General features: G+C 71.4%; 18 protein-coding genes. 7 read left to right on the top strand and 11 right to left on the bottom strand.

All coding sequences use genetic code 11. The features are described from left to right. Positions 1 to 42: 42 nt before the first annotated feature. The 6 genes from ACWGIG_RS08985 to ACWGIG_RS09010 form a co-directional block, all read right to left on the bottom strand. Positions 43 to 1,206: an anhydro-N-acetylmuramic acid kinase gene (locus ACWGIG_RS08985; RefSeq protein WP_453320868.1), complete on the bottom strand. Its 1,164-nt coding sequence runs from the start codon at positions 1,204 to 1,206 to the stop codon at positions 43 to 45. Further along, entirely contained in the window at positions 1,203 to 2,444 is a 1,242-nt protein-coding gene (locus ACWGIG_RS08990; protein WP_453320891.1) for an MFS transporter, read from the bottom strand. Before ACWGIG_RS08990 ends, ACWGIG_RS08985 begins: the two co-directional genes overlap by 4 nt. A 168-nt stretch (positions 2,445 to 2,612) precedes the next feature. Next, a complete protein-coding gene (locus ACWGIG_RS08995; RefSeq protein ID WP_453320869.1) occupies positions 2,613 to 4,223 on the bottom strand; it encodes an ABC transporter substrate-binding protein in 1,611 nt (536 codons plus the stop codon). Between the two features lie 18 nt (positions 4,224 to 4,241). Beyond that, positions 4,242 to 6,338, bottom strand: a complete 2,097-nt coding sequence (locus ACWGIG_RS09000; RefSeq protein ID WP_453320870.1) for an ATP-binding protein — start codon at positions 6,336 to 6,338, stop codon at positions 4,242 to 4,244. 137 nt (positions 6,339 to 6,475) lie between these two features. Then, positions 6,476 to 7,378: a carbohydrate kinase family protein gene (locus ACWGIG_RS09005; protein ID WP_453320871.1), complete on the bottom strand. Its 903-nt coding sequence runs from the start codon at positions 7,376 to 7,378 to the stop codon at positions 6,476 to 6,478. Between the two features lie 80 nt (positions 7,379 to 7,458). Continuing rightward, complete coding sequence (locus ACWGIG_RS09010; protein ID WP_453320872.1) at positions 7,459 to 8,514, bottom strand: MBL fold metallo-hydrolase; 1,056 nt, start codon at positions 8,512 to 8,514, stop codon at positions 7,459 to 7,461. 492 nt (positions 8,515 to 9,006) lie between these two features. Here ACWGIG_RS09010 and ACWGIG_RS09015 point away from each other — a divergent pair, with 492 nt between their 5' ends. The 4 genes from ACWGIG_RS09015 (at position 9,007) to ACWGIG_RS09030 (ending at position 13,194) form a co-directional block, all read left to right on the top strand. Further along, complete coding sequence (locus tag ACWGIG_RS09015; RefSeq protein ID WP_453320873.1) at positions 9,007 to 10,725, top strand: sensor histidine kinase; 1,719 nt, start codon at positions 9,007 to 9,009, stop codon at positions 10,723 to 10,725. Further along, positions 10,713 to 11,366 carry a LuxR C-terminal-related transcriptional regulator gene (locus ACWGIG_RS09020; protein WP_453320874.1) on the top strand — a complete coding sequence of 218 codons (654 nt, stop codon included), beginning with the start codon at positions 10,713 to 10,715 and terminating at the stop codon, positions 11,364 to 11,366. The genes ACWGIG_RS09015 and ACWGIG_RS09020 overlap by 13 nt, the downstream gene beginning before the upstream one ends. A 389-nt stretch (positions 11,367 to 11,755) precedes the next feature. Then, positions 11,756 to 12,253 (top strand): hypothetical protein, encoded by a 498-nt coding sequence (locus tag ACWGIG_RS09025; protein WP_453320875.1) that lies wholly within the window; start codon positions 11,756 to 11,758, stop codon positions 12,251 to 12,253. A 155-nt stretch (positions 12,254 to 12,408) separates the two neighbouring features. Then, positions 12,409 to 13,194, top strand: coding sequence for an SAM-dependent methyltransferase (locus ACWGIG_RS09030; RefSeq protein ID WP_453320876.1), 786 nt, complete (start codon positions 12,409 to 12,411; stop codon positions 13,192 to 13,194). 19 nt (positions 13,195 to 13,213) lie between these two features. Here ACWGIG_RS09030 and ACWGIG_RS09035 read toward each other — a convergent pair whose 3' ends face one another. The 5 genes from ACWGIG_RS09035 to ACWGIG_RS09055 form a co-directional block, all read right to left on the bottom strand. Continuing rightward, entirely contained in the window at positions 13,214 to 14,122 is a 909-nt protein-coding gene (locus ACWGIG_RS09035) for a helix-turn-helix domain-containing protein (RefSeq protein ID WP_453320877.1), read from the bottom strand. Between the two features lie 76 nt (positions 14,123 to 14,198). Further along, a complete protein-coding gene (locus ACWGIG_RS09040) occupies positions 14,199 to 14,447 on the bottom strand; it encodes a DUF397 domain-containing protein (RefSeq protein WP_453320878.1) in 249 nt (82 codons plus the stop codon). A 596-nt stretch (positions 14,448 to 15,043) separates the two neighbouring features. Then, entirely contained in the window at positions 15,044 to 15,469 is a 426-nt protein-coding gene (locus ACWGIG_RS09045; RefSeq protein WP_453320879.1) for a pyridoxamine 5'-phosphate oxidase family protein, read from the bottom strand. An 82-nt stretch (positions 15,470 to 15,551) separates the two neighbouring features. After that, positions 15,552 to 17,444 carry a CASTOR/POLLUX-related putative ion channel gene (locus ACWGIG_RS09050; RefSeq protein WP_453320880.1) on the bottom strand — a complete coding sequence of 631 codons (1,893 nt, stop codon included), beginning with the start codon at positions 17,442 to 17,444 and terminating at the stop codon, positions 15,552 to 15,554. Between the two features lie 155 nt (positions 17,445 to 17,599). Continuing rightward, positions 17,600 to 19,258: an IclR family transcriptional regulator domain-containing protein gene (locus tag ACWGIG_RS09055; RefSeq protein ID WP_453320881.1), complete on the bottom strand. Its 1,659-nt coding sequence runs from the start codon at positions 19,256 to 19,258 to the stop codon at positions 17,600 to 17,602. 144 nt (positions 19,259 to 19,402) lie between these two features. Here ACWGIG_RS09055 and ACWGIG_RS09060 point away from each other — a divergent pair, with 144 nt between their 5' ends. The 3 genes from ACWGIG_RS09060 to ACWGIG_RS09070 are packed head-to-tail and all read left to right on the top strand — an operon-like array spanning position 19,403 to position 22,016. Then, positions 19,403 to 20,185: a CoA transferase subunit A gene (locus ACWGIG_RS09060; protein WP_453320882.1), complete on the top strand. Its 783-nt coding sequence runs from the start codon at positions 19,403 to 19,405 to the stop codon at positions 20,183 to 20,185. Then, positions 20,185 to 20,832, top strand: coding sequence for a CoA transferase subunit B (locus ACWGIG_RS09065; protein WP_453320883.1), 648 nt, complete (start codon positions 20,185 to 20,187; stop codon positions 20,830 to 20,832). Before ACWGIG_RS09060 ends, ACWGIG_RS09065 begins: the two co-directional genes overlap by 1 nt. Further along, on the top strand, positions 20,829 to 22,016 hold the full coding sequence (locus ACWGIG_RS09070) for a thiolase family protein (protein WP_453320884.1): 1,188 nt from the start codon (positions 20,829 to 20,831) through the stop codon (positions 22,014 to 22,016). Before ACWGIG_RS09065 ends, ACWGIG_RS09070 begins: the two co-directional genes overlap by 4 nt.

Consider the following 22,016-nt stretch of genomic DNA (forward strand, 5'->3'; position numbering starts at 1 on the left):
TCCCGGGCGCCTTGGGTGCGCCGGTATACGGCGGGGCGTGCTTCAGCGCAGTACGAGCCGTTCGGCCGGGCCGTCCGCCTCCGGCAGCCGCAGCCCGCCGCGCCCGGGCGTGATCGTCCCGAGGACGCGCGGACCGGCGGCCCCGGTGCAGTCCGGCACGTTGCCGGGCAGCCCGTGCCAGGTCAGGAACCCCAGCACGGCGAAGGCGTACGCCTCCTTCGCGTCGGACGGCAGCCCGAGCTCGTCCGACGACCGCACCGGCAGTGCGCCGCCCCACTCGTCCCTGAGCGCCGCCATCAGGACCGGATTGCGGGTGCCGCCGCCCGAGGCGATCACCTCGGTCGCACCCAGCGGGCGCAGTGCGTCGGCGACCGTCCGCGCGGTGAGCCGGGTCAGCGTGGCGAGGACGTCGGCCGCGGGGAGAGTGCCGAAGCCGTCCAGGGCGGCCCGCAGATAGGGCAGGTGGAACAGCTCCTTGCCGGTCGTCTTCGGGGCCGGAAGCCGGTAGTACGGTTCGGCCAACAGGCGTCGCAGCAAAGGCTCGTGGACCTGGCCGGCCGCGGCGAGCGCGCCCTGCGCGTCGTACGCGAGCCGACCGCCGGTCAGGTCCTGGACGGCCGCGTCGAGGAGGGCATTGGCCGGGCCGGTGTCGAAGGCGAGCGGCGCATCGGGCGAGGGGACGGTGACGTTGGCGATCCCGCCCAGGTTCAGGGCGACCGGCACCCCGGGCCGCCCGCGCAGCCACAGCAGGTCCAGCAGGCTCACCAGGGGTGCGCCCTGCCCGCCCGCCGCGAGGTCGCGCGGCCGGAAGCCGGACACCACCGGGCGGCCCGTCGCCTCCGCGATCCAGGCGCTCTGCCCGATCTGCAGGGTGCCGTACGCCCGTCCTTCCGCCACCCAGTGGTAGACGGTCTGCCCGTGCGAGGCGATCAACTCCGCCTGCCCCGCGCAGAGTTCACGGTCCGCCCGCACGGCGAGGGCGGCGAAGGCCTGCCCGATCAGGGTGTCCAGGCGGCACACCTCGGCCATGGTGGTACGGGACGGGGGCAGCGCGGCGGCGAGTGCGGCCCTCAGTCCGTCGTCGTACCGTCCGCTGACCATCCCGAGCGGAGTCAGGGTCAACACTCCCGCGTGCAGGGTGAGTTCTGCTGCCGCTGCGTCGATCGCGTCGTACGACGTCCCCGACATCAGCCCGACGACCCTCATCGCAGCGGCTGCCGGTGGTCGTCGCCGCGCAGCGTCAGCAGGGCGAGCACGCTGACGACGCACGCCCCGGCCGCGTAGTAGGCGGGGATGTCCGCGTCGCCGGTCCGCTTGATCAGCTCGGTGATGATGAGCCCCGCGCAGCCGGAGAACACGGCGTTCGACAGGGCGTACGCGAGACCGAGGCCGGTACAGCGCACGGACGTCGGGAACATCTCGGCCAGCATCGCGGGCCCCGGCCCGGCCATCAGCCCGACCACCGCACCCGCGACGAAGACGGCGGCGCCCTTGGCCACGGTCGAAGTCCCCTGGTCCTGAAGGAGGTTGATGAGCGGAAGGGAGAGTGCGGCGACCAGGGCCGCCCCGGTCAGCATGACCGCACGCCGCCCGATCCGGTCGCTCAGCAGACCCGCCGGGATGATCGACGCGGCGAAGCCGAGGTTGGCGAGCACGGTCGCCACGAGCGCCTCCCGGAAGGAGGTGTGGAGGGTGGACTGGAGGTACGACGGCAGGACCACCAGGAAGGTGTACCCTGCGGCGGCCCATCCCATGATCCGTCCGGCGCCCAGCACGATCGCCCGCAGGACGTCCGCGGTGCGCGGCGATGCGCTGGAGGTCGCCTTCTCCGTACGGAAGTTGGGTGTTTCCTCCAGTCGCAGGCGCAGCCACAGCGCGACCAGGCCCAGCGGCAGTGTCAGCAGGAACGGCACCCGCCAGCCCCAGTCGCTCAGCGCGTCCGCCGTCAGCACGGTGGCGAGCAGCGCCGCCACCCCCGCGCCGCCGAGCAGCCCGAGCGCCACCGTGAAGGACTGCCACGACCCGTAGAGCCCGCGCCGCCCGGCCGGTGCGAACTCCGTCAGCAGCGACACCGCACCCCCGAACTCCCCACCGGCGGAAAGGCCTTGCAGAATCCGCAGCAGGGTCAGCAGCCAGGGGGCCGCCGCGCCGATCGTGGCGTACGTCGGCAGCAGACCGATCAGTGTCGTCGCGGCCGTCATCGCCGCGATGACCACGATCAGCGTCGGCCGCCGCCCGATCCGGTCGCCCAGCCGGCCGAACAGCGCGGCCCCCACCGGCCGGAAGAAGAACGCCAGCGCGAACGACGCGTACGTCTTGACCAGCGCCTCGGCGTCGCCACCGCCCTCGGGGGTGAAGAAGTTCGCCGCGATGACCGTCGCGAAATAGCCGTAGACGCCGAACTCGTACCACTCGACGAAGTTCCCGACCGACCCCGCGACCAGTGCCCGCCGGGAGCGGGCGGGCGGCGGTGGCGCGCCGCCGGGCGGGACCGGCGGGACGGACGGGGCGGGATGTTCGGCCGGGGGAGTCACCCTTCCTCTCTGCCCGGTGGGCGCGCCGGGGAAGCGCCAGGCGACGCGAGCGGCCGGGTGCTCCGCGGCATCACCCGGTCAGGTCAGCGGCTTTCCGCCCCGTGCCGAGACCGCGAGGGTGCGGACCGTGCCGTTGGCTTCGATCTCGATGATCGGGATCGCCTTCTGCTCGGGGGAGCCGTCGTTCTTGAACGAGATCAGCCCGCTGGCGCCGCGCACCGCGTCCTTGCCGCTCAGAGAGTCCCAGATCTGGATGACGTCCGAGCCGGTCACCGTGCCGTTGGTCTCCGAGTTGGCGGCGGCGAGCCGGATCCCGGAGACCGCGGTGAGTACCGCGTCGTGGCCCATGATGGCCTGCCCGTCGTCCAGCGCCTCCCCCTTGAACGACGTACGGAACCGGCCGCCCTCACCGAACGACGACTGCGCCGGGCCCTGGTACGCGTCCTGTCGCAGCGCCCAGCTCCCCGGGTGCGCGAGGCCGGTGTAGACCAACCGCACATTGCCGTACTTCAGTGTGTCCTTGATGTCCTGGAACCCCGCCGCCTGCGCGGTCTGGGAGGCGTCGTCGCCGGAGATCACCAGCACCTGGCGGTCCTTCGCGCACGGGCGGTCCTTCAGCGGGGCCAGGAAGCGCGGCAGGTCGATGCCGCGGCCCGCGAAGTAGATGACGTCCGGCTCCGCCGCGCAGATGGTCGACATCCGGGTCTTGAACGCGGTCGCCACCCCGGCGCGCGAAGAGTCGTACATCTCGGGTTCCGCGGCGGCCAGCCGGTCCTTGGGGAAGGCGGCCAGGAACCTGTCGCCCAGCGTCTGCGTGTACTGGTCGTCCTTCCGCTTGTCCTGGACGACCAGCACCCGCTTCTTCGCGTACTCCTTCTGCTGGAGGAACGCCGCCGCGGCGAACGCCTCGTCCGAGTTGACCGGCGCGACCCGGACCAGACCCGGTACACCGCTCAGGGTGTCGGCGGTCAGCACCGAACCCACGGCGCCCAGGTCGAGGCCGGGCGCGGCGGGGTTCGCCGTGGCCCCCTCGGGTGGCGCCTTCTCCGCCGTGATCCTGCGGATCAGGCCCTCGGTGGCGTCCGTGCTGGTGCCAAGCCCCGCGACCGCGACGATGCGGTCCTTGGGCGTGCGCAGCCGGATCTGCTCCAGCGTCGCGGAGGCCTGGGCCGAGCCGTTGCCGATGTGCGCGAGGAGCAGTTTGATCTTGGGGAGGTCGCCGTACTTGTTGGAGTGGTTGGCCTCCATCTGCGCGGTGTACGCACCCTGTATCTCGTGCCGCACCGAATCGGGGGTGTTGGAGTCCTTCTCGCCCGGAACCATCGACATCAGATAGACCACGCTGACGCGGGTGTTCGGCCGGCCGCTCTTCGCCGCCTGGGCCTCGACCGCGACGTTCTCCTGGTGGATCTTGGCGAACAGGCTGCCGAGGTTCTTCCGGTCGAAGACGTACGAGCCGTCGGTGACCCCGACGCAGGTGCCCCCGACCCGTTCGACACCCGTCGCGCACGAGGTGTCCACCGGCGGCTTGGGCGGGTCGGGCCGCAACCACCAGAAGAGCCCGCCGCCCAGTACCGCGAGCACGGCGACGAGGGCGACCGCTCTGCTCCGCCTCCGCCGCCACCAGGGCGGCAGCACGACACCCCAGTCGTCGGGCCGGGGGCGGGACCTGCTCCAGGGTCGCTGCATGTGCCGGGCTCCTCTCGGTCAGTCCGTGTAGCGGACGGCTTCGGCCAGCAGTGACGTGGCATCCGCACCGGCCACCATGGCCACCTGCCGGAACATGGCGCCGATCTTGTGATTGAGCTCCGGCGCACCGGCGGGCAGCCTGCGGCGCGGGTCGCCGGCCAGCCACAGCGCGGCACAGAGCTCTGCGAGCGGGCGGCCCCTGGCCGGGTCGGTGTACGCACGCGGCGCGTAGTCGTGGGCGAGCTCGCCCGCCAGCCGCTGCGGCGAGGCGTCGGACAGGTGCACGGTGTACATGGGGGCCGCGGTCACGTGGTAGAGCTCGCGCAGCCAGGGCACCAGGTCACCCGCGTTCAGCCCGGTCAGGAAGCGGCTGACGACGGTGTCGAGCTGATTGTTCGCCAGCAGGTGGTAGAGCTCGTCGAGCGGCTGGTGCTGGTCCTTGTGCCACTGCGCGAGGTCGTCGTGCAGCCTGGTCCAGCGGTCCACCGAGCCGCCCGGCACCTCGGCGAGCTCGTCGAGGAGCAGCAGCCGCAGCCAGGGGTGCAGGACCGGCTGTTCGTCGTAGGTGTGGTCGGTCGTGCGGCCGGAATCCGCACGGCGGGTGGGCAGCAGGTAGCCGGAAGGGCCGCGTCCGCCCCGGGTGTGGGCGTCCTCCGGCACCCGCGCCGACAGCCACAACCGGTCCCGCAGCTCCCGCATCAGGGTGTCCCGGGCGTGCTCGGGCCGGTCGTTCAGCAGCCCCGCGTTGACGGCGGCCCTCGGGGTGCGGGCCGCGGCCACGAACGCGGCGGCCTGCCGCTGGTCGGCGGTGAACCCGGACAGCAGCCGCCGGCGGATGACCTCGGCCAGCGACGGGTCGGACTGCGCCCCCTGCGGGTGCGCCTGGAGCAGGCCGCGCAGATCGTCGTCGGTCGGGCCCTCGGCGCGTATGCCCGCCAGGTACCGGTGCAGCGTGCTGACGCTCCAGGGGTGGCCGTACGTCAGCCGGTGGACCAGCGGAGCCGTGCCCCGCAGCACGCGCTGCGCCGGGTGGCCCGTCGCGGCGGGCCTCGCCGCCTCGAACTCGGCCGCCTCCCGCGCCACCTCGGTCTCCGTCAGGTCGCGCAGCAGTACCGGACACCACCAGCTGGGCGGCGGGGCGTCCGGCCGGGGCCGCCAGGCGCCGTACGACAGCTGGCCGGGGGCGAAGATCCGCAGGCCCGTGCCGTTGCCGCTGCCGTCGGCCGACTCGGGCAGGACGCGGGTGGTGGCGCCGGTGGCGACGACGAGCAGCGGGTCGTACGCCCCTCGGGACGCGCGCTCCTGACGGAGGTCCACGAGCAGTTCCAGGAACGGGGTGCCGTGCGGGGAACCGATGTTGTCGAGCAGGACCAGGCAGTGGTAGAGCCTGTCGCCGCCGGCGAAGGCCGCACCGAGGTCGTCGAGGAACGCCTGGCACAGAGTGCGGTCGACGTCCTTCGCGTCCTCCGGGATGCCGCCGTGGTGGAGGTGGTTGAGGTCGATCAGGGCGTCGAAACCCGCCGGCGCGCTGTCGTTCCCGAAGGACTTCAGCGCGCTCTTGAGGAAGGGGTTGAAGGCGGCCGACGACGGGAGCCGCCGGACGCCGCGCAGCAGCAGACCGGCGAGCAACGGCAGGGGGACGGGTATCCCCGAGGGGACCAGACCCAGGGACTCGATGGCCTCCGCGGCGCCCTCCGCCGTCTGGGCGAGTTCGCCGGAGCGGGACGAGTTCAGCGCTTCCTTGAGCTCGCGGCGCGCGACGACGCGGTTGTCGCGGGACAGCGGCGGAATGCTGACCGCGAGCAGCCCGAGCATCAGCCGGGGGAACCGCGGCGCGTGCACGCTGTCGTGCTTGCGGGCGAGCAGGAACGCCAGGTGTCTTGCGGTCTCGTACGGGCGCTGCACACCGCGCGGCCCGAAGTCGACCCGGGCGGTGAGGAACCGCGCACCCTGCCGGGCCAGATGATCGAGCGCATGCGTCTTTCCGCTGCCGGGGCGCCCGAGAAGGACGATCACGGGCAGCGGCCTGGCCGCCTTCCCGCGCTGCCAGCAGTCGCGCACGAATGCGGTGATCTCCGCCTGACCGGCGGGGGGAGTGCTCGAACTCTGGGACATCCGATCTCCCTGGGACAGGAGTGATCGCGGAGGCAGCATCGTTTCACGAACTCACCTGCCCGGCACAGGGAATTGACCTCTTGGCAGCCTCTGCGTCCACTGCTTCGGGTGAGGCGCACGTGACGGCCGGGGCGGGCCTACAGTTCGTGCGCGTACGGCGGTTGCGCACCCGCCCGCGAACAGGTCAGCGCCGCCGCACGGGCGGCGAACCCCAGTACCTCGCGCCAGCCGTCTTCGTTCAGTGCGGCCACCGCGTCGGCGGTCAGCGGGCCGCGTGCGGACAGGGCGTGCAGAAGCGCCGCGTTCACGGTGTCCCCGGCCCCGATGGTGTCGACGACGCCGACCGGGACGCCGGGCACGGAGTGCTCCCCGCCCCGTACGAACGCGGTCAGCCCGGCCGCGCCCCGGGTGACGACGACCGCCGCAGGCCCCGCCGCGAGCCAGCCCTCGACGTCGGACCCCAGCCAGTCGGCGTCCTCCTCGCTCAGCTTCAGCAGCGAGACGTGCGGGAGCCAGCCGCGGAAGCGGGCCCGGTAGGCGGCCGGGTCGGGGATCAGCCCGGCCCTGACGTTCGGGTCGAGCGCGACGAAGGAGCCGCGCGCCGCCTCCCGACGCATCAGCTCCTCGTACGCAGAAGCCCCGGGTTCGAGCACGAGGGAGCAGGTGCCGAACGACAACGCCCGTACGGTGTCCGGAAGGTGGCCCGGCATCTCGAAGAGACGGTCCGCGGTGCCCTGGGCGTAGAAGCCGTACGACGCCGAGCCGTCGGCGCCGATCGAGGTGACGGCGAGCGTGGTCGGCTCCGGGCCGCGCTGGAGCAGGGCGGTGGACACCTTCTCCCGGTGCAGCCGCTCGACGAGCGAGGCGCCGAAGGCGTCGGTCGAGATCCGCGAGCAGAAGGCGACGTCCGCACCGAGCCGGCCGAGCGCCACGGCCGTGTTGTACGGGCCGCCGCCGCGCGCGGGCAGCAGCGGGGCCAGGGCGTCGCCCCCGGCCTGCGGTACGAGGTCGATCAGGGCCTCACCGGCGACGACGATCACGGAAGTGTCCTTTCGGGTACGGCAGCGGGCGGCCGGAGCATAACCGCTCCCGGGCTCCGCCCCCGTACGGCCGTGGCGCGCTACCCCCGCACGGCGAAGTGCCGTACCCCCTCGACCCACGCCCAGGACACCGCGCCCGCCTCGGTCAGCACCTCCAGGTGGGCGTCGATCTCCAGGACCGCCAGCATCCGGTGCTGGTCGGGAAGGTCGTCGAGGCGGCGGAGCCTGCGGGTCCACGGCAGTGCCCGCGCCACCGCGTGCGCGGTGGCCGCCCCCGCCCGCACCTCGCGGAGCACCGCGTCCAGCCGCTCCTCGTGATGGGCGAGGAGCTCGTCGGCACGGGTGTGCACGCTGGTGGTCACCCGGCCGTGCGCGGGCAGCAGGAGGGCGTCGGGCAGCTCCCGTACGAGGCGCAGGGACTGCTGGAAGGAGCGCAGCGGGGACTTCTCCGGTACGCACTCGAAGCCCACGGACGGCGTGATGTGCGGCAGCACGTGGTCGCCCGCGAACAGCAGCCCGGCCGCCGCGTCGCCGAACACCACATGCCCCCGGGTGTGCCCTGGCGTCGCCACCACCGACAGCCGCCGGTCCGTGAGCCGGACCTGTTCGCCGTCGTCGAGCCAGGCGTCCGGCGGGCCGAACGGCATCGCCCACTCCTCGGGCGTGACCGGCCACGCGTCGACCCGGTCCGCCAGATCCCCCGCGCCGCAGGTCCGCAGCTGGGCGGCTGCCCGGAAATGCGGGCCCCGGGTCAGGTCGAGGCCCTCGATGGAGTGCCGCTCGCCGTACCCGATGCGCACCCGGGCGCCCAGGGATTCGCGCAGGGCCAGCGCCTGTGTGTAGTGGTCCCAGTGGGCGTGGGTCACCAGGATCTGGGAGATGTCGCCGAGTCCGTACCCGAGCCCGGACAGTGCCTTGGCGAGGACTTTCTCGGTCTCCGGGCGCGCCCAGCCGGAGTCGATCAGGACCGGTCCTTCGGCGTCCTCGATCACGTAGACGTTGACGGCGGCGAGGGTGTCCAGGGGGAGCGGCAGCGGGATGCGGTGGACGCGGTCGCTCACGGCGTGGGCGCCGGGTTCGGTCCAGTCGTCCGGCTGGTCCGGCAGGGTCATCGGCACGGCTCGCTCCGATTCCATGGCGGTCGCAAGGAGTTCTGAGACTAGCCGCGATCCGGCGAAGTGGGCGGATACCGGGGTGCGTTGAGGGTCACAGGACGCGGGGGTGGACCTGGGGCGGGCCGCGTCACGGTGCACGTCGCCGAGCGGCAGCGCGCGTACGGGGGACACCGGCCGCAGCCGCCGGACCCGCGCGGAGGCCGCCGCAAGGTGTACGTCGGCGCGTCGCCGCGGGACGTACCACCGGGGCCGCGGGAGCGAGGGCCCCGGCACCCGGGTCCGCCATGGGCGCGTCGGCGGCCTCGGCGACGTATCCGGCCGGGAGCACCTCCACCTCGGCGACGACCCGCTCTGCACCGTCCTCGCCGTCCAGCTGAAAGATGCTCTGGACATCTATCGGATCCGCTCCCGCGACTGATCGCTCCGCGCCCCCGATGGCCTACCGTGTGGGCCGTGGAACGGCACCGAGAGAGATCCTCCGACACCCCCCGGACCAGCACCCTCCGGATACGCATGGCCGCGGCAGCACTCGCCGCGGCCGTCTCCGCGTCCGCGGGCAGCTGGGCGTACGTGCGCGCGGGCGGCTCCGCCGGAGACGTGGCCCGTGACCTGGCAGTCGGTCTCGCCTACGCGGGCGGCGGCCTCACCGCCTGGTGGCACCGGCCCGCCAACCGCACCGGACAGCTGATGATCGCCGAGGGCATTACCTGGTTCCTCGGCAACCTCCAGGGCACCGGAGTGCCCGCCCTGTTCGCGCTGGGTGCCTGGTGGGAGGCGCTCAACATGGCCGTCCTCGTCCACCTCGTCCTCTCCTTCCCCGACGGCAGGCTCGGCTCCGCCCTCGCCCGCCGGCTCGTCGGCTTCTCGTACGGCCTGGTCGCCGTCGGCGGTCTGCTGCGCGCCCTGACCTACGACCCCGCCGCCGTCGCCACCGAGGCCACGTACCTGTCCTGCAACGACTGCGGCCCCAACCTGCTGCACGTCCCCGCCCTCACCGACCTCTTCACCCCCGTCGACACCGTCTACCGGATGCTCGGCTGGGTGCTCTCGATCGTGCTCGTCGTCGCGATCGTGCGGCGCTGGCAGCAGGCGTCGGTGGCCCGCCGCCGGGCCCTGCTGCCCGCCTGGATCGCCATCGCGCTCGCCTCCGCCTTCCTCCTGTGGGACCTGCTGCTCCTGCTGCTGCCCACGCCCCCGTCCGGCAGCTTCCAGGAAGCCGTCTTCCTGCTGTCCGACCTCACCCAGGTCGCCGTCCCCGTCGCCTTCCTCGTAGGGCTGCTGCGGATGCGCCTGCAGCGCGCCGAGGTCGGCGACCTCGTCATCGACCTCGGCACCGACCCCGACCAGGACCGGCTGCGCGAAGTACTCGGCCGGGTGCTCGGCGATCCCGGGCTGCGGCTCGGCCTCTGGCAGGAGGAGACGGGCGCCTACACCGACGGGGCGGGCGAGACCGTACGCGGCGAGGGTGCGGGGCGCACCCGCGTCGACTCCTCGCGGGGCACCCCGCTGGCCCTCCTGCACCACGATCCCGCGCTCGACGAGGACCCCGAACTCCTCGAAGCCGTCGGCGCGGCGCTGCGGCTCGCCCTGGAGAACGTATGGCTGCGGACCCAGGCCAAGGAGGTCACGTCGCGGATCGTACGGGCGGCCGACGCCGAGCGGGGACGCCTGGAGCGGGACCTGCACGACGGTGCGCAGGCCCGCCTCGTCTTCGCGCTGATGGCACTGCGCCGCGTCGACAAGGGCCTCGCCGACCACCCCGACCCGTCGCTGCGCCGCTCCGTCGGCGAGGTCGAGGAGAGCCTCACCCTCGCCCTGGAAGAACTGCGCGGCATCGCCCACGGCATCCACCCCGCCGTCCTGACCCGCGAGGGCCTCGGCCCCGCGCTCACCGCCCTCGCCCAGCAGGCCGCCATGCCCGTCGTGGTCGCCGCCGAACCCCGGCGCTACGACCCGGTGGTGGAGTCCACCGCGTACTTCACCGTCTGCGAGGCCCTCGCCAACGCGTCCAAGCACGCCCGGGCCAAGGCCGTCAGCGTCTCCGCCCGGCAGAGCGGGGACCGGCTCGTCGTCGAGACCGTCGACGACGGCATCGGCGGCGCCGACACCTCGCGCGGCAGCGGACTGAGGGGCCTGGCGGACCGGCTGGCCGCCGTGGACGGGATACTGCAGGTGGACTCTCCCGCAGGCGGCGGGACCAGAATCAGGGCGGAGCTGCCGTGCGGGTCATAGTTGCCGAGGACTCGGCGCTCCTGCGACAGGGGATCGTACGACTCCTCACCGACGCGGGCTTCGACGTCGCCGCCGAACTCGGCGAGGCGACGAGGCTGCCCGCACTGGTCGCCGAACACCGCCCGGACGCCGTCCTCCTCGACATCCGGATGCCGCCCACCCACACCGACGAGGGCCTGCGGGCCGCCGCCGGAATCCGGACCCTGTACCCGCGCACGGGCGTCCTGCTGCTGTCCCAGTACGTCGAGACGACCGACACCGTACGGGCCCTGGCCGAGAACCCGCGCGGCTTCGGCTACCTCCTCAAGGAGCGGGTCGCCGACATCGACGAACTCGCCGGCGCGCTCAAACGCGTCGCGGCGGGGGAGAGCGTCCTGGACCCGCAGGTGGTGGCCCGGCTGCTGAACACCCCGCGCCCCCCGGGCCCGCTCGACGAGCTCACCGCCAGAGAACGCGAAGTCCTCTCCCTGATGGCGGAGGGCCGGAGCAACGACGCCATCGCCCGTTCCCTGGTCATCGGTGCGAAGACGGTCGAGACGCACGTCCGCAACATCTTCGCCAAACTGGCGCTGGAGACCGACCTCCACGACCACCGCAGGGTCAGGGCCGTGCTCACCTACCTGAGCCACCGGGGCGCCTGAACCGCACGCCGCCGCAGCCGCCGCCTGTCCGGTACCCCCCCCCGCACCGCGACCGGCCGGCGGCCCGCGCTCCGCGGGCAGCCCCGCCGCCGGGGTCGGCGGCAGGCGCCTTCCTCGCCGCTGGGCGCGGCCCTGGAATCCCGCTGACCTGAATGACAGAAATCTGGCGACGAGTGAGCGGGAACCACTCGGCGAATGATCGATATTGACAACTGGATAGCGCCTCTTTTCCAGCCGAAAATCAGACTTTGCATGGAGGGGGCGAGGAGGGGCATCGCACGAATGACGGCGATACCTTCGAGACGTCTTCGAAATCCAGGGCCCGCCGTCCAGGGCCCGCCCCGGGAAAAGAGTCAGCTCGGTTCGGTAAAAACCTCTAAGGATTCGGCGTGCGGGAAGCCCGGAAAGACCCAGGCAGGCGGGACGCCCTGGGTTTTCTGGCTTTCGTACAGCTGCACCGGGCGCGCTATCTGCGCTATGCGCGCGTCAGGCTGCTGGACGAGGTGGCCTGCCGCGTCGCGGTCGACGTCACGCTGACGCTGCTTGCCGACCGGTGGCCCGAGGTGTTGGAGACCTCCTGTCCCACGGCCGAGGCGTGGGGCGAGCTGCGACACCAGACAGCGCGTGTCGGCCGGGACACGGGGCACCGGAACGAGGCTCTGGAGAGCCTGTACGAATGGCTTCCGAACGCGGCGGCGGACGCAGTGGTGCTGCGGTGTCAGTTGGGGATGCCCGAACGTGAGGCCGCTGATCTCATGGGCGTCGAACCCCCGACGGTGGCGGTGGGCATGCTGGCCGCCAGCAGGAAACTCTCCATAGGCGAGGTGCCCACGTCCCGGCCGGCCTCCCGAAGCTCGGGGGAGATGTTGGTGGTCGCACCTGAATGAGAGGGGCCGCGCCCCCCCTTCCCCCCCTGCGCGTGGACGCGCCGTCGTCACCCTTCTCAGCGGTGGTGCGGTCCGTGCTGCCCTCCTACGATGGGGCTTCGCTCTCTGAGGAGTTCGCGTCGCGAGAGAGGCAGTCTGTGGACGGTAAAAGGCGTGTGGACCTGTCGGTGCCGAGTGCGGCCAGAATGTACGACTGGCTCCTGGGGGGAAGCAACAACTTCGCGGCCGACCAGGCAGCTTGCGAACAGTTGCTGGAGACGGCACCCAGCACGAAAGCACTGGCATTGAACAACCGGTGGTTCCTGCAGCGTGTCGTGCGCACCCTCGCAGCGGACCACGGCATCAAGCAGTTCATCGATTTCGGTTCGGGGCTGCCCACCCAGGACAACGTTCACCAGATCGCTCAGCGGGTCCACAGTGACGCCAGAGTCGTCTACGTCGACAACGATCCGGTGGTGCTCGCGCACGGACGCTCGCTGCTCGACGAGAACGACCGCACCGCCATCGTGTCCAGCGACATGGCGAAGACCGAAGAGATCTTCAACGACGAGGAGTTCAAGCGGCTCATCAATCTCGATGAACCTGTCGCGGCACTCTTCGTCTCCGTACTGCACTGCATTCCCGATGCCGGCGATCCACGCGGTGTGGTGCGTCGCGTGCTGGAGAAACTGCCGCGGGGCAAGAGCTTCGCAGTGATCTGCCAGTTGGTCAGTGACGACGAGCAGCTCCGGAACGAAGTGACGGAGATGATGCGCCGGCAGACCAACGACAACTGGGGCCGCGTGCGCGAAGTGAGCGACGTCGAGGGGTACTTCGAAGGGCTGGAGGTGCAGGAGCCGGGTCTCGTCGACGTGACCGACTGGCGTCCCGACTCCGAGCTCCAGCAGCGCCAGCGGAGCATCGAGTGGACCGAGTTCGGAGGACTGGCCAAACTGCCCTAGCGGGACGGGGCAGTGCCCGTCAGTCCGTGAAGTCCGCGATCGCGGCCAGGAGCATTTCATGGCTCTTGTGCCGCGAGGCCGCCGCTTCTTCGCTCAGGCGCAGCATGAGCTGGTAATAGCGTTCGACTTCGGCTTGCTTCGTGTAATAGGAAGCAGCGTCGTGGGTCTCGACGTAGACCATGTCCTGCGGCCCGCCTGCGGAGAACTTCAGGCAGGTCATCGAACCCACGGCTGTGACGACGCTTCGCTTCAAGGGCACGAAGCGGATGGAAACGTTGGGAATTCTCAGCATGCCGAGCAGCTTGTTCAACTGGCCGCGCATGATCCGGCTGTCTCCGGGGGATCGTGCCAAGACGGACTCGTCCAGGAGGAAAACCGCGCTCGGAGGGTCGGGCTGCTCAAAGAAGCGACGCTGCCGTTCATGCCGTAAAGCGACTCTCTGTTCGACTTGTTCGTTCCCGTTGACCCCGAGGTCGTTGCTGAAGATCTCACGTGCGTACTCCTCCGACTGGAGGAGGCCCGGCATGAGGTTCACCTCGTAGGTCCAGAGGCTGACCGCCGCGGACTCCAGCCCGATGAGGCGATGCGTCCACGATGAGGAGAAATCTTCGTAACGATCGAACCAGGCGGGCTCAAGTGCACGCTTCGTCAGGTGTTCGAGGTGCTGGATCTGAGCAGTGCCGGCTCTGTAGAACGAGGCCAATTCCCGGACGTCGCGAAGATCCGGCGGGCTTTCCGCGCATTCCAGTCGGCTGACCTTGGAGACGGACGCGCTGATCGCCTTGCCCGCGGTGACGAGAGGGATCTTGTGAGCCTTCCGCAGGTTGCGCAGTTCCATGCCCAGGACGACGCCGGCCGCGGTCGGGTTCAGGTCCGTCCGCGTGGCCGGCCGGCGGAACGGTACGGGGCCGTCGGGTTGAGCGGACACGGGGTCTCCCTTCACCTTGAACGAACAGGTTCATGATGACATGTCGGAAACCCGTGTGTCCGCCCGAACTGGCCTCCTAGGAAGCCTGGTTGGTGAAGGTGAGGTGGTCGAACTCGCCGTTCCTGGCGCCGTCCAGGAAGGCGTCCAGCTCCGCCAGGGTGAACACCAGCGCGGGTCCGGCAGGGTCTGTCGAGTTACGCATGGCGACCTTGCCGAGCGGAAGGGACGCCAATTCGATGCACTGGCCGTTCGCGGTGCTCTTCCTGCTCTTCAGCCACGTGGCGTCGATTTCCGTTGCGGGCACCCCGTTGACGAAGTCGTTCATATGCGGCCTCCAGTGAGTCGTTCGGACTTCCTGCCGGCGCTGCCCACAGGACCCCCGAAGATGGCTGGTCGGAAGGCCATGCAATCGCACTGTGCAATTGCATGACTAGGGGAGATCCAGACTCTAGTGGGCCGGGGCGAAGATTTCTGTCCCCCTATGGGGTGGTCGGCCCTGACGGTTCGCCCCACAGGCAGCAGTAGAGGTGTCCCGCAACTCCTGTGCATTCCCGCATGGTTCGGGATCCGACGGGACGTGCCACCGTCGTGGTCCGACACCTGGGGTGAAGTGCTCCGGTGGCCAGAACGGCCCGCGGAGAGAGGCACCAGCAAACCGTTCCGGGATGACGTCTCCCCCGAGACCCCCCGTGCTTCCCCCGTCGTCGCCCCCGGAACGGTGCTGGTGAGAACAACCATAGGCAGCCCGGGCGGGCCTGGCATCAGGGTCAGCCCTGAGATCCGGAATCCGGGCGTCCTGTATGGATCACCGGCTCGCACCGGGCAGTCCCGTCAGGATCACGGCGTCAGGCCGGGCAGCCCTGTCAGGAACGCGGCCTCACGCCGGGCGGCCCAGGTCAGGGCCCCGCGTCGCGCGGGACGTCAGACCGAGCCCATGTCCGCGCTCAGCCACCGCTCGGGGCGCATCGTGAAGACGACCTGCTCGCCGTGCTCCTGCCACGACCAGTCGACGTACCCCTCGACCTTGTCGGCAGGCAGATAGCGGGCGGCCATCTCGGTCAGCTGCTCACGGGTCCCCTTCTCCGAGGAGACGAGGGGCCCTTCCACGGACACGTAGCGGATGGTCGGTTCCGTGACGTCGGCCATGAGCGTGAAGCGGCCGGCGGCCCGGATCAGCTCCGCCTTGCGGGAGTTGATGCCGGTCAGGATCCACAGCTCGCCGTCCGGTGCGTACTGGTACCAGATCGGCACGGTCAGCGGGGCGCGGCCGGGGCCGGCCTCCACGGACAGGGCGCCGATGTGCGGCTCGGCCAGAAAGCGTGCGCGTTCTTCGCGGGAGAGTGCCACGAGGGCTCCTTCGATGCGGGAGTACGGCCAATTGCGGTGTCAACTACATCACATGGCCGGTACCCGGACAGGGGACCTGTCCTCAGTCCTCCGCCATCACGATCACGCTGTCGCCCTCGGCGAACCGCAGCGTCCGCCGCTTGTCCGGGTTGAGGTGGATGCCGAACGACGGCGGTACGGCCGCCTGCGACAGCCGGCGGTAGCCGATCGCCGACTGCCCCTGGCGGCGGGCCGACTCCACCACGGTGTAGAAGTCCGTCTCGCGGCCCAGCAGCACGTAGTCCCGGGCGGGCTTGAGGTAGATCTCGCTGCCCTCCGTCCGGAAGAGGTCGTCGAAGAGCGCGGCCCGGTGGCGGTTCTCCGACACCTGGGTCATCAGCAGGCTGATCAGCCGGTCGCTGACGATGAAGTCGTCGCTCTCACTGATCGGCGCCAGCGCCCGGTTGCGGTCGTCGCTGAGCTCCGCGACCACCGGCAGTCCGTGGGCCAGCCCGGTCGCGATGTGCCGCAGCTGGAGCAGGGTCACCAGGGTGCGGTTGTCGGCGCGCAGCCCCATCGTGCCGTCGGCGTCGTCGCTGAGCACGATCACGTGGTCGTACGCACTGAGGTCCAGGCCCCGCAGCACCTCCGGCTCCGTCACGTCGCCGGTCCGGAAACCGGCCGTCAGCGCGCCCCGCCCCAGGGGCACCGAGGCGACGGTGCCGGCAATCTCGGGCTCCCGGGCGATCACGTCGAGGGTCGAGCCCTTGGCGACGTACTGGTCGAGCTCGGTGATGACCAGGGCGGCCCGCCGGTTCCAGCCCAGCATGAGGGTCCGCTCGGGCTGCGGGACGCGCGGCGCCGGGGTGACGATCGCCGCCGTGTCGATCGCCTCCCGGTGCTCGGAGAGGACCACCGTGCCGTCGTCCCGGGAGATCGCGATGATCTGGTCGCCCGCCCCGATCGAGGTCCCGGACGGCGGGTTGAGGGCGAGCGAGCCGTCGGCCCGCCGCAGACCGATCACCGCGGAGGTGGGGTAGGCCAGGAGCGCGTCGGCGTAGCTGCGGCCCACCAGCTCCGGCTCCTCGGTGAGGTAGAACTCGCTGCCCTCGTAGGTCAGGAGCTCCATGTAGACCACCGACAGGCCGGGCTGCCGACAGGTCTGCACGACGAGCCGGGCGGCGATGTCGTCGATGCTGAGCACGCACGCCCCCGGGCCGGCCGCGAGCCGGGCCGTGTCCCGGTTGCGCACGTCCTGCACGGCGGCCAGTACGAGGTGCGGCATGTCCTGCATGCCCGGGCTCTTGGTGACGGCGAGCAGCGTCTTCACGAGGTCGGCGTCACCGTCCTCGCCGCCCGGCGTCAGCACGATCACCGCCCGGGCCCTCTTCGGGTTGACCCGCTCGATGTCCGTGGGGTCGACCGGGCTTCCGGTACGGCAGATGACCCGGAGGTTGCGGGTGCTCGGCACCCGGGCGCGGATCAGCTCCTCCATCTCGATCTTGTCCTTGGGGGCGAGGATCGCGACCGCCCCCCGGCGCTTGTTGGCATGGGCGTCCACCAACTCCGCGAGGACCGGGTAGATCTGCTCCGACCAGCCCAGGAGCACCGTGTGGTGCTCCTCCAGGACCATGGACCTGCCGCGCCGCAGATCCAGGATCTTGCGGTTGACACCGGCCGCGATCAGTCCGACCAGACAGCTCGCGAAGAACAGCCCCACCAGCGCCAGGAGGACCGACAGCGCCACGAACACGGGCGTTCCGACCGCGCCGCCGCCCAGCTTGAACGCCCAGCTGACGTTCTTCCAGATCTCCAGGGCCTGGTTGTGCAGCGTGGTGGGCCGCCGCCGGTCCGCCCAGACCAGCAGCGCGCTCACCGGGACGACGATCGCCAGGCAGATCATCGAGAGCCAGCCGATCAGGGCCGGGGTGCCGCGGGACATGGTCTTGTCGAACCAGTACCGAAGCCGGGGCCTGACGACAGAGGTGCGGGTCATGCCGCATCTCACCTCCGGTCACACGCAGAAAAGGGGCAGAAAAGTGGAGCATACGGACAAATCATCCGCATTTTCTGATCCTCCACCGGCGGCAGGCCCGCCGCTGCCGACCCCGGAGCGTCATGCGCCCGTTCGGGTGCACCCGGGGCCCTGCGTCAGCAGGTCGCGGTACGGGTGAACCTCCCGGCCGCGGCGAGGTCCTCTTCGATCCGCGCGGCCGTGGCCCGCAGCGCGGGCAGTACCTCGGTGCGGCACTGCGCGGCGGTGCGCCGGCTGCTGTGCATGGCGACGTTGACGGCGGCCACCGCCCGGCCCGCCCGGTCCCGCACCGGCACGGCCACCGACCGCAGCCCCTCCTCCAACTCCCCGTCGGTCATGGCGAACTGCTCCTGCCGTACGCGCTCCAGGAGTGCGCCGAGATCCTCGGTGGAGGTCACCGTGTGCCGGGTCAGCGCACGTGGCTGCGACGCGGCGAGCCGCTCCGCGCGCTCGCCGCCGGGCAGGTCCGCCAGCAGAACCCGGCCCATGGAGGTCGCGTACGCGGGGAACCGGGTGCCCACCGTGATGTTGACGTTCATGACGCGGCTGGTGGCGACCCGCGCCGTGTACTGGATCTCCGTTCCTCTCAGCACGGACAGCGACGTCGAGTCGTGCACCTGCTGTGCCAGCGCGGCCAGGTGCGGCTGGGCGAACTGCGGCAGCGTCAGCCGCGACAGCGGCGGGAAGCCGAGCCCCAGCACCTGCGGAGTCGGCCGGAACAGGCCCGCGTGCACCTCCACGTACCCCAGGTGCGCGAAGGTGATCAGTGCGCGCCGGGCAGTCGCCCTCGCCAGTCCGCACGCCTCGGCCACGCCGGTCAGTGTCAGCGCCGACCTGCCCTCGCCGAACGCGGTCAGTACGGTCAGTCCGCGCGCCAGCGACTCCACGAAACCGGCCCCCAGTTCGTGCTTGGACGCGGTCGTCCAACTCGCCAGCGCCGTCGCCGACTTGACCGGCTGCGCCGCGGGGGCCTCGCGCAGCACGTGCTCCATGTCGGCCACAGCGGTACGCAGCCGGGGCAGCATCGCCTCCCGCAGCGAGGCCGCGCTGTGCCTGCTGGTGTGGCTGACCACGCTCACCGCGCACACCGGCCGCCCGTCGGGGTCCCGTACCGGCAGGGCCAGGGCGACGAGGCCCGGCTCGATCAACTGGTCGTCCAGTGCCCATCCCTGTTTCCCGGCCCGGAGCGTGCGGTCCGCGAAGTGCGCCTCGTCCAGGGCGTCCTGAGTGTCCGTCATGGGTGGTACGGCGTGGAAGCCGAGCCCCTGCGGATCGGCCGCGCGCCGCTCCCGCCAGCGCTCCCACGCGTCCGACTCCCAGTCGGCGGCGAACAGGGCGCCGGGCGCGGTCCGTTCGGCGGGCAGCAGGTCGCCGATGCGGAAGCTGAGCGACATGGCCCGGCGCCGCGTCGACTGGTGGACGAAGCGGATGCCGTCGCGGTCGGGCACCGCCAGGGACACCGACTCGTCGAGCGCGTCCGCGAGGAGCTCCGCGTGCGGGCCGAGCAGGTCGGGCAGCCGGATCGCGGCGAGGTAGGCGTTGCCCAGCTCCATCAGGCGCGGGGTCAGCGCGGCGTCCCGGCCGTCCAGCCGGAGGTGCCCCATCCGGGCCAGGGTCCGGGTGATGCGGTCGACGGTGGAGCGGGCCAGGCCGGTGGACCGTACGAGATCGCCGAGACTCAGCCGGCCGCCCGCGTCGGTGAGCCGGCGCAGCACGTCGAGGCCGCGCAGCAGGGGGCCGACGGCTTCGGCGGGAACGGCGTTCGTGTCTGACATCCACTCTCCAAGGCTGAACTCAAGACAAATCTATCCGGGCGGCGACCGGGCATTGACAGGCCGGAACGGCCGAAGCAGACTCTGGACGAGTCAAGTGTGAACTCTAGTTCATCAGGCGAACAGCCTGGGGTCAGGAATTCCTTCATGGACAAGGTCAGGGCCACTGCCGCCGAAGCAGTCGCCGACATCCCCGCCGGAGCATCCGTCGCGGTCGGCGGCTTCGGACTCAGCGGCGTACCGAACGTGCTGATCCAGGCGCTCCACGAGTCGGGGCCCGACCGCCTGAGCGTGGTCTCCAACAACTGCGGTGTGGACGGCGGAGGCCTCGGCATCCTGCTCGCCGCAGGCCGCATCGTCCGCGTCACCGGCTCGTACGTGGGCGAGAACAAGGAGTTCGCGCGCCAGTACCTGGGCGGCGAGCTGGAGGTCGAGCTGATCCCGCAGGGCACCCTCGCGGAGCGGCTGCGCGCGGGCGGCGCGGGAATCCCGGCGTTCTACACCCCTGCGGGCGTCGGCACCCAGGTCGCCGACGGCGGGCTGCCGTGGCGCTACGGAGCGGACGGCTCGGTCGTGGTGCCTTCCCCGCCGAAGGAGGTGCGGGTCTTCGACGGGCAGGAGTACGTGATGGAGCGCGGCATCTCCACCGACTTCGCGCTCGTACGGGCCGCGAAGGGCGACCGGCACGGCAACCTCGTCCTCCACCGCTCGGCCCGCAACTTCAACCCGCTGTCCGCGATGGCGGGGCGCGTGACGATCGCCGAGGTCGAGGAGCTCGTCGAACCGGGCGAACTGGACCCGGACGCGGTGCACGTGCCGGGCGTCTTCGTGCAGCGCGTGGTGGCCCTGACCCCGGCCCAGGCCGCCGACAAACAGATCGAACGGCGCACGGTCTCCGCGCCCCCGGCACGAAGGACGGTAGGCAACTGATGGCCTGGACCCGGACGGAAATGGCCGCGCGCGCGGCGGCGGAACTGACCGACGGCAGCTATGTGAACCTCGGCATCGGCCTGCCGACCCTCGTCCCCAACCACCTCCCCGCCGACGTCGACGTGGTCCTCCACTCCGAGAACGGGCTGCTCGGTGTCGGCCCGTACCCGACCGAGGACGAGGTCGACCCGGACCTGATCAACGCGGGCAAGGAGACAGTCACCGTCCTCCCCGGCGCCTCCTTCTTCGACTCCGCGCTCTCCTTCGGCATGATCCGCGGCGGGCACATCGACACGGCGATCCTCGGCGCCATGCAGGTCTCGGCGACCGGTGACCTCGCCAACTGGTCCGTCCCCGGCAAGATGATCAAGGGTATGGGCGGTGCCATGGACCTCGTCCACGGCGCCCGCCGCGTCATCGTCCTCACCGACCACACCGCCAAGGACGGCACTCCCAAGATCGTGGGGGAGTGCACCCTGCCGCTCACCGGCAAGGGATGCGTGCACCGCATCATCACCGACCTCGGCGTACTGGACGTGACCGACGCCGGGCTCGTGCTCGTCGAGACCGCGCCCGGTGTGAGCGCCGAAGAGCTGATCGCCAGGACGGGCGCGCCCGTCGCCCTCGGGGAGGTGGTGGGCCGATGACGACGCTCCGTGACGTGTACGTGGTGGATGCCGTCCGTACGCCCGTAGGGAAGTACGGGGGAGCACTCGCGGGTGTGAGACCCGACGACCTGGCCGCCACCGTGCTGCGCCAACTGGTCGACCGCAGCCCCGAGTTGGACCCGTCCCGGATCGACGACGTGTTCTTCGGCAACGCCAACGGCGCCGGCGAGGAGAACCGGGACGTCGCCCGCATGGCCGTGCTGCTCGCCGGTCTGCCGGTGTCGGTGCCCGGCGTCACCGTCAACCGGCTCTGCGGCTCCGGCATGGAGGCCGTCATCCAGGCGGCCCGCGCCATCGCCGTCGGAGACGCGGCGATCGCCGTCGCGGGCGGCGTCGAGTCGATGAGCCGCGCCCCCTGGGTGCTGCCCAAGCCCGAGCGGGCCTTCCCCGCGGCACACCAGCAGATGTACTCCACCACCCTCGGCTGGCGGATGACCAACCCCCGCATGCCCGAGGAGTGGACGGTGGCCCTCGGCGAGGGCGCCGAACTCGTCGCCGGGCGGTACGGAATCGGCCGCGAGGCCCAGGACGACTTCGCCCTGACGAGCCATCAGAAAGCCGCTGCCGCCTGGCAGGAGGGCCTGTACGACGGCGAGGTCGTCCCGGTCGACGGCGTCGACCTCGCCCGCGACGAATGCATCCGGGAGTCCTCCACCATCGAGGCGCTGGCCGGGCTCAAGCCGGTCTTCCGTGCGGACGGCACCGTCACCGCCGGGAACTCCTCCCCGCTGAGTGACGGCGCCGCCGCCCTGCTCCTCGTCGACGAGGACGGCCTGCGCGCCACCGGCCGCGAACCCCTCGCCAGGATCAGCTCCTGCGCCGTGACCGGCATCGAACCGCAGTACTTCGGCGCGGGCCCCGTCGAGGCCGTGCACCGTGCCCTGAAGAAGGCCGGACGCGGGCCGGACGAGCTGAGCGTCGTCGAACTCAACGAAGCCTTTGCCGCCCAGGCCCTCGCCTGCCTGTCGCAATGGCCCGGCCTCGACCCCGCCGTCGTCAACCCGCGCGGCGGCGCCCTCGCCGTCGGCCACCCCCTCGGCGCGTCCGGCGCCCGCATCACCGGAGCCGTCGCCCACCAGCTCGCCGCGGCGGGCTCCGGCACCGGCCTCGCCACCCTGTGCATCGGCGTCGGCCAGGGCCTCGCACTCGTACTGGAGAGGTAG

The sequence above is a fragment of the Streptomyces sp. NPDC054863 genome, assembly GCF_053610825.1.

What these genes read in the sequence shown, in the direction of transcription:
- ACWGIG_RS08985 (WP_453320868.1), bottom strand. Translation starts at nt 1,206, where the DNA reads ATGAGGGTCGTCGGGCTGATGTCGGGGACGTCGTACGACGCGATCGAC.
- ACWGIG_RS08995 (WP_453320869.1), bottom strand. Translation starts at nt 4,223, where the DNA reads ATGCAGCGACCCTGGAGCAGGTCCCGCCCCCGGCCCGACGACTGGGGT.
- ACWGIG_RS09000 (WP_453320870.1), bottom strand. Translation starts at nt 6,338, where the DNA reads ATGTCCCAGAGTTCGAGCACTCCCCCCGCCGGTCAGGCGGAGATCACC.
- ACWGIG_RS09010 (WP_453320872.1), bottom strand. Translation starts at nt 8,514, where the DNA reads ATGGAATCGGAGCGAGCCGTGCCGATGACCCTGCCGGACCAGCCGGAC.
- ACWGIG_RS09015 (WP_453320873.1), top strand. Translation starts at nt 9,007, where the DNA reads ATGGCCGCGGCAGCACTCGCCGCGGCCGTCTCCGCGTCCGCGGGCAGC.
- ACWGIG_RS09040 (WP_453320878.1), bottom strand. Translation starts at nt 14,447, where the DNA reads ATGAACGACTTCGTCAACGGGGTGCCCGCAACGGAAATCGACGCCACG.
- ACWGIG_RS09050 (WP_453320880.1), bottom strand. Translation starts at nt 17,444, where the DNA reads ATGACCCGCACCTCTGTCGTCAGGCCCCGGCTTCGGTACTGGTTCGAC.
- ACWGIG_RS09055 (WP_453320881.1), bottom strand. Translation starts at nt 19,258, where the DNA reads ATGTCAGACACGAACGCCGTTCCCGCCGAAGCCGTCGGCCCCCTGCTG.
- ACWGIG_RS09060 (WP_453320882.1), top strand. Translation starts at nt 19,403, where the DNA reads ATGGACAAGGTCAGGGCCACTGCCGCCGAAGCAGTCGCCGACATCCCC.
- ACWGIG_RS09065 (WP_453320883.1), top strand. Translation starts at nt 20,185, where the DNA reads ATGGCCTGGACCCGGACGGAAATGGCCGCGCGCGCGGCGGCGGAACTG.
- ACWGIG_RS09070 (WP_453320884.1), top strand. Translation starts at nt 20,829, where the DNA reads ATGACGACGCTCCGTGACGTGTACGTGGTGGATGCCGTCCGTACGCCC.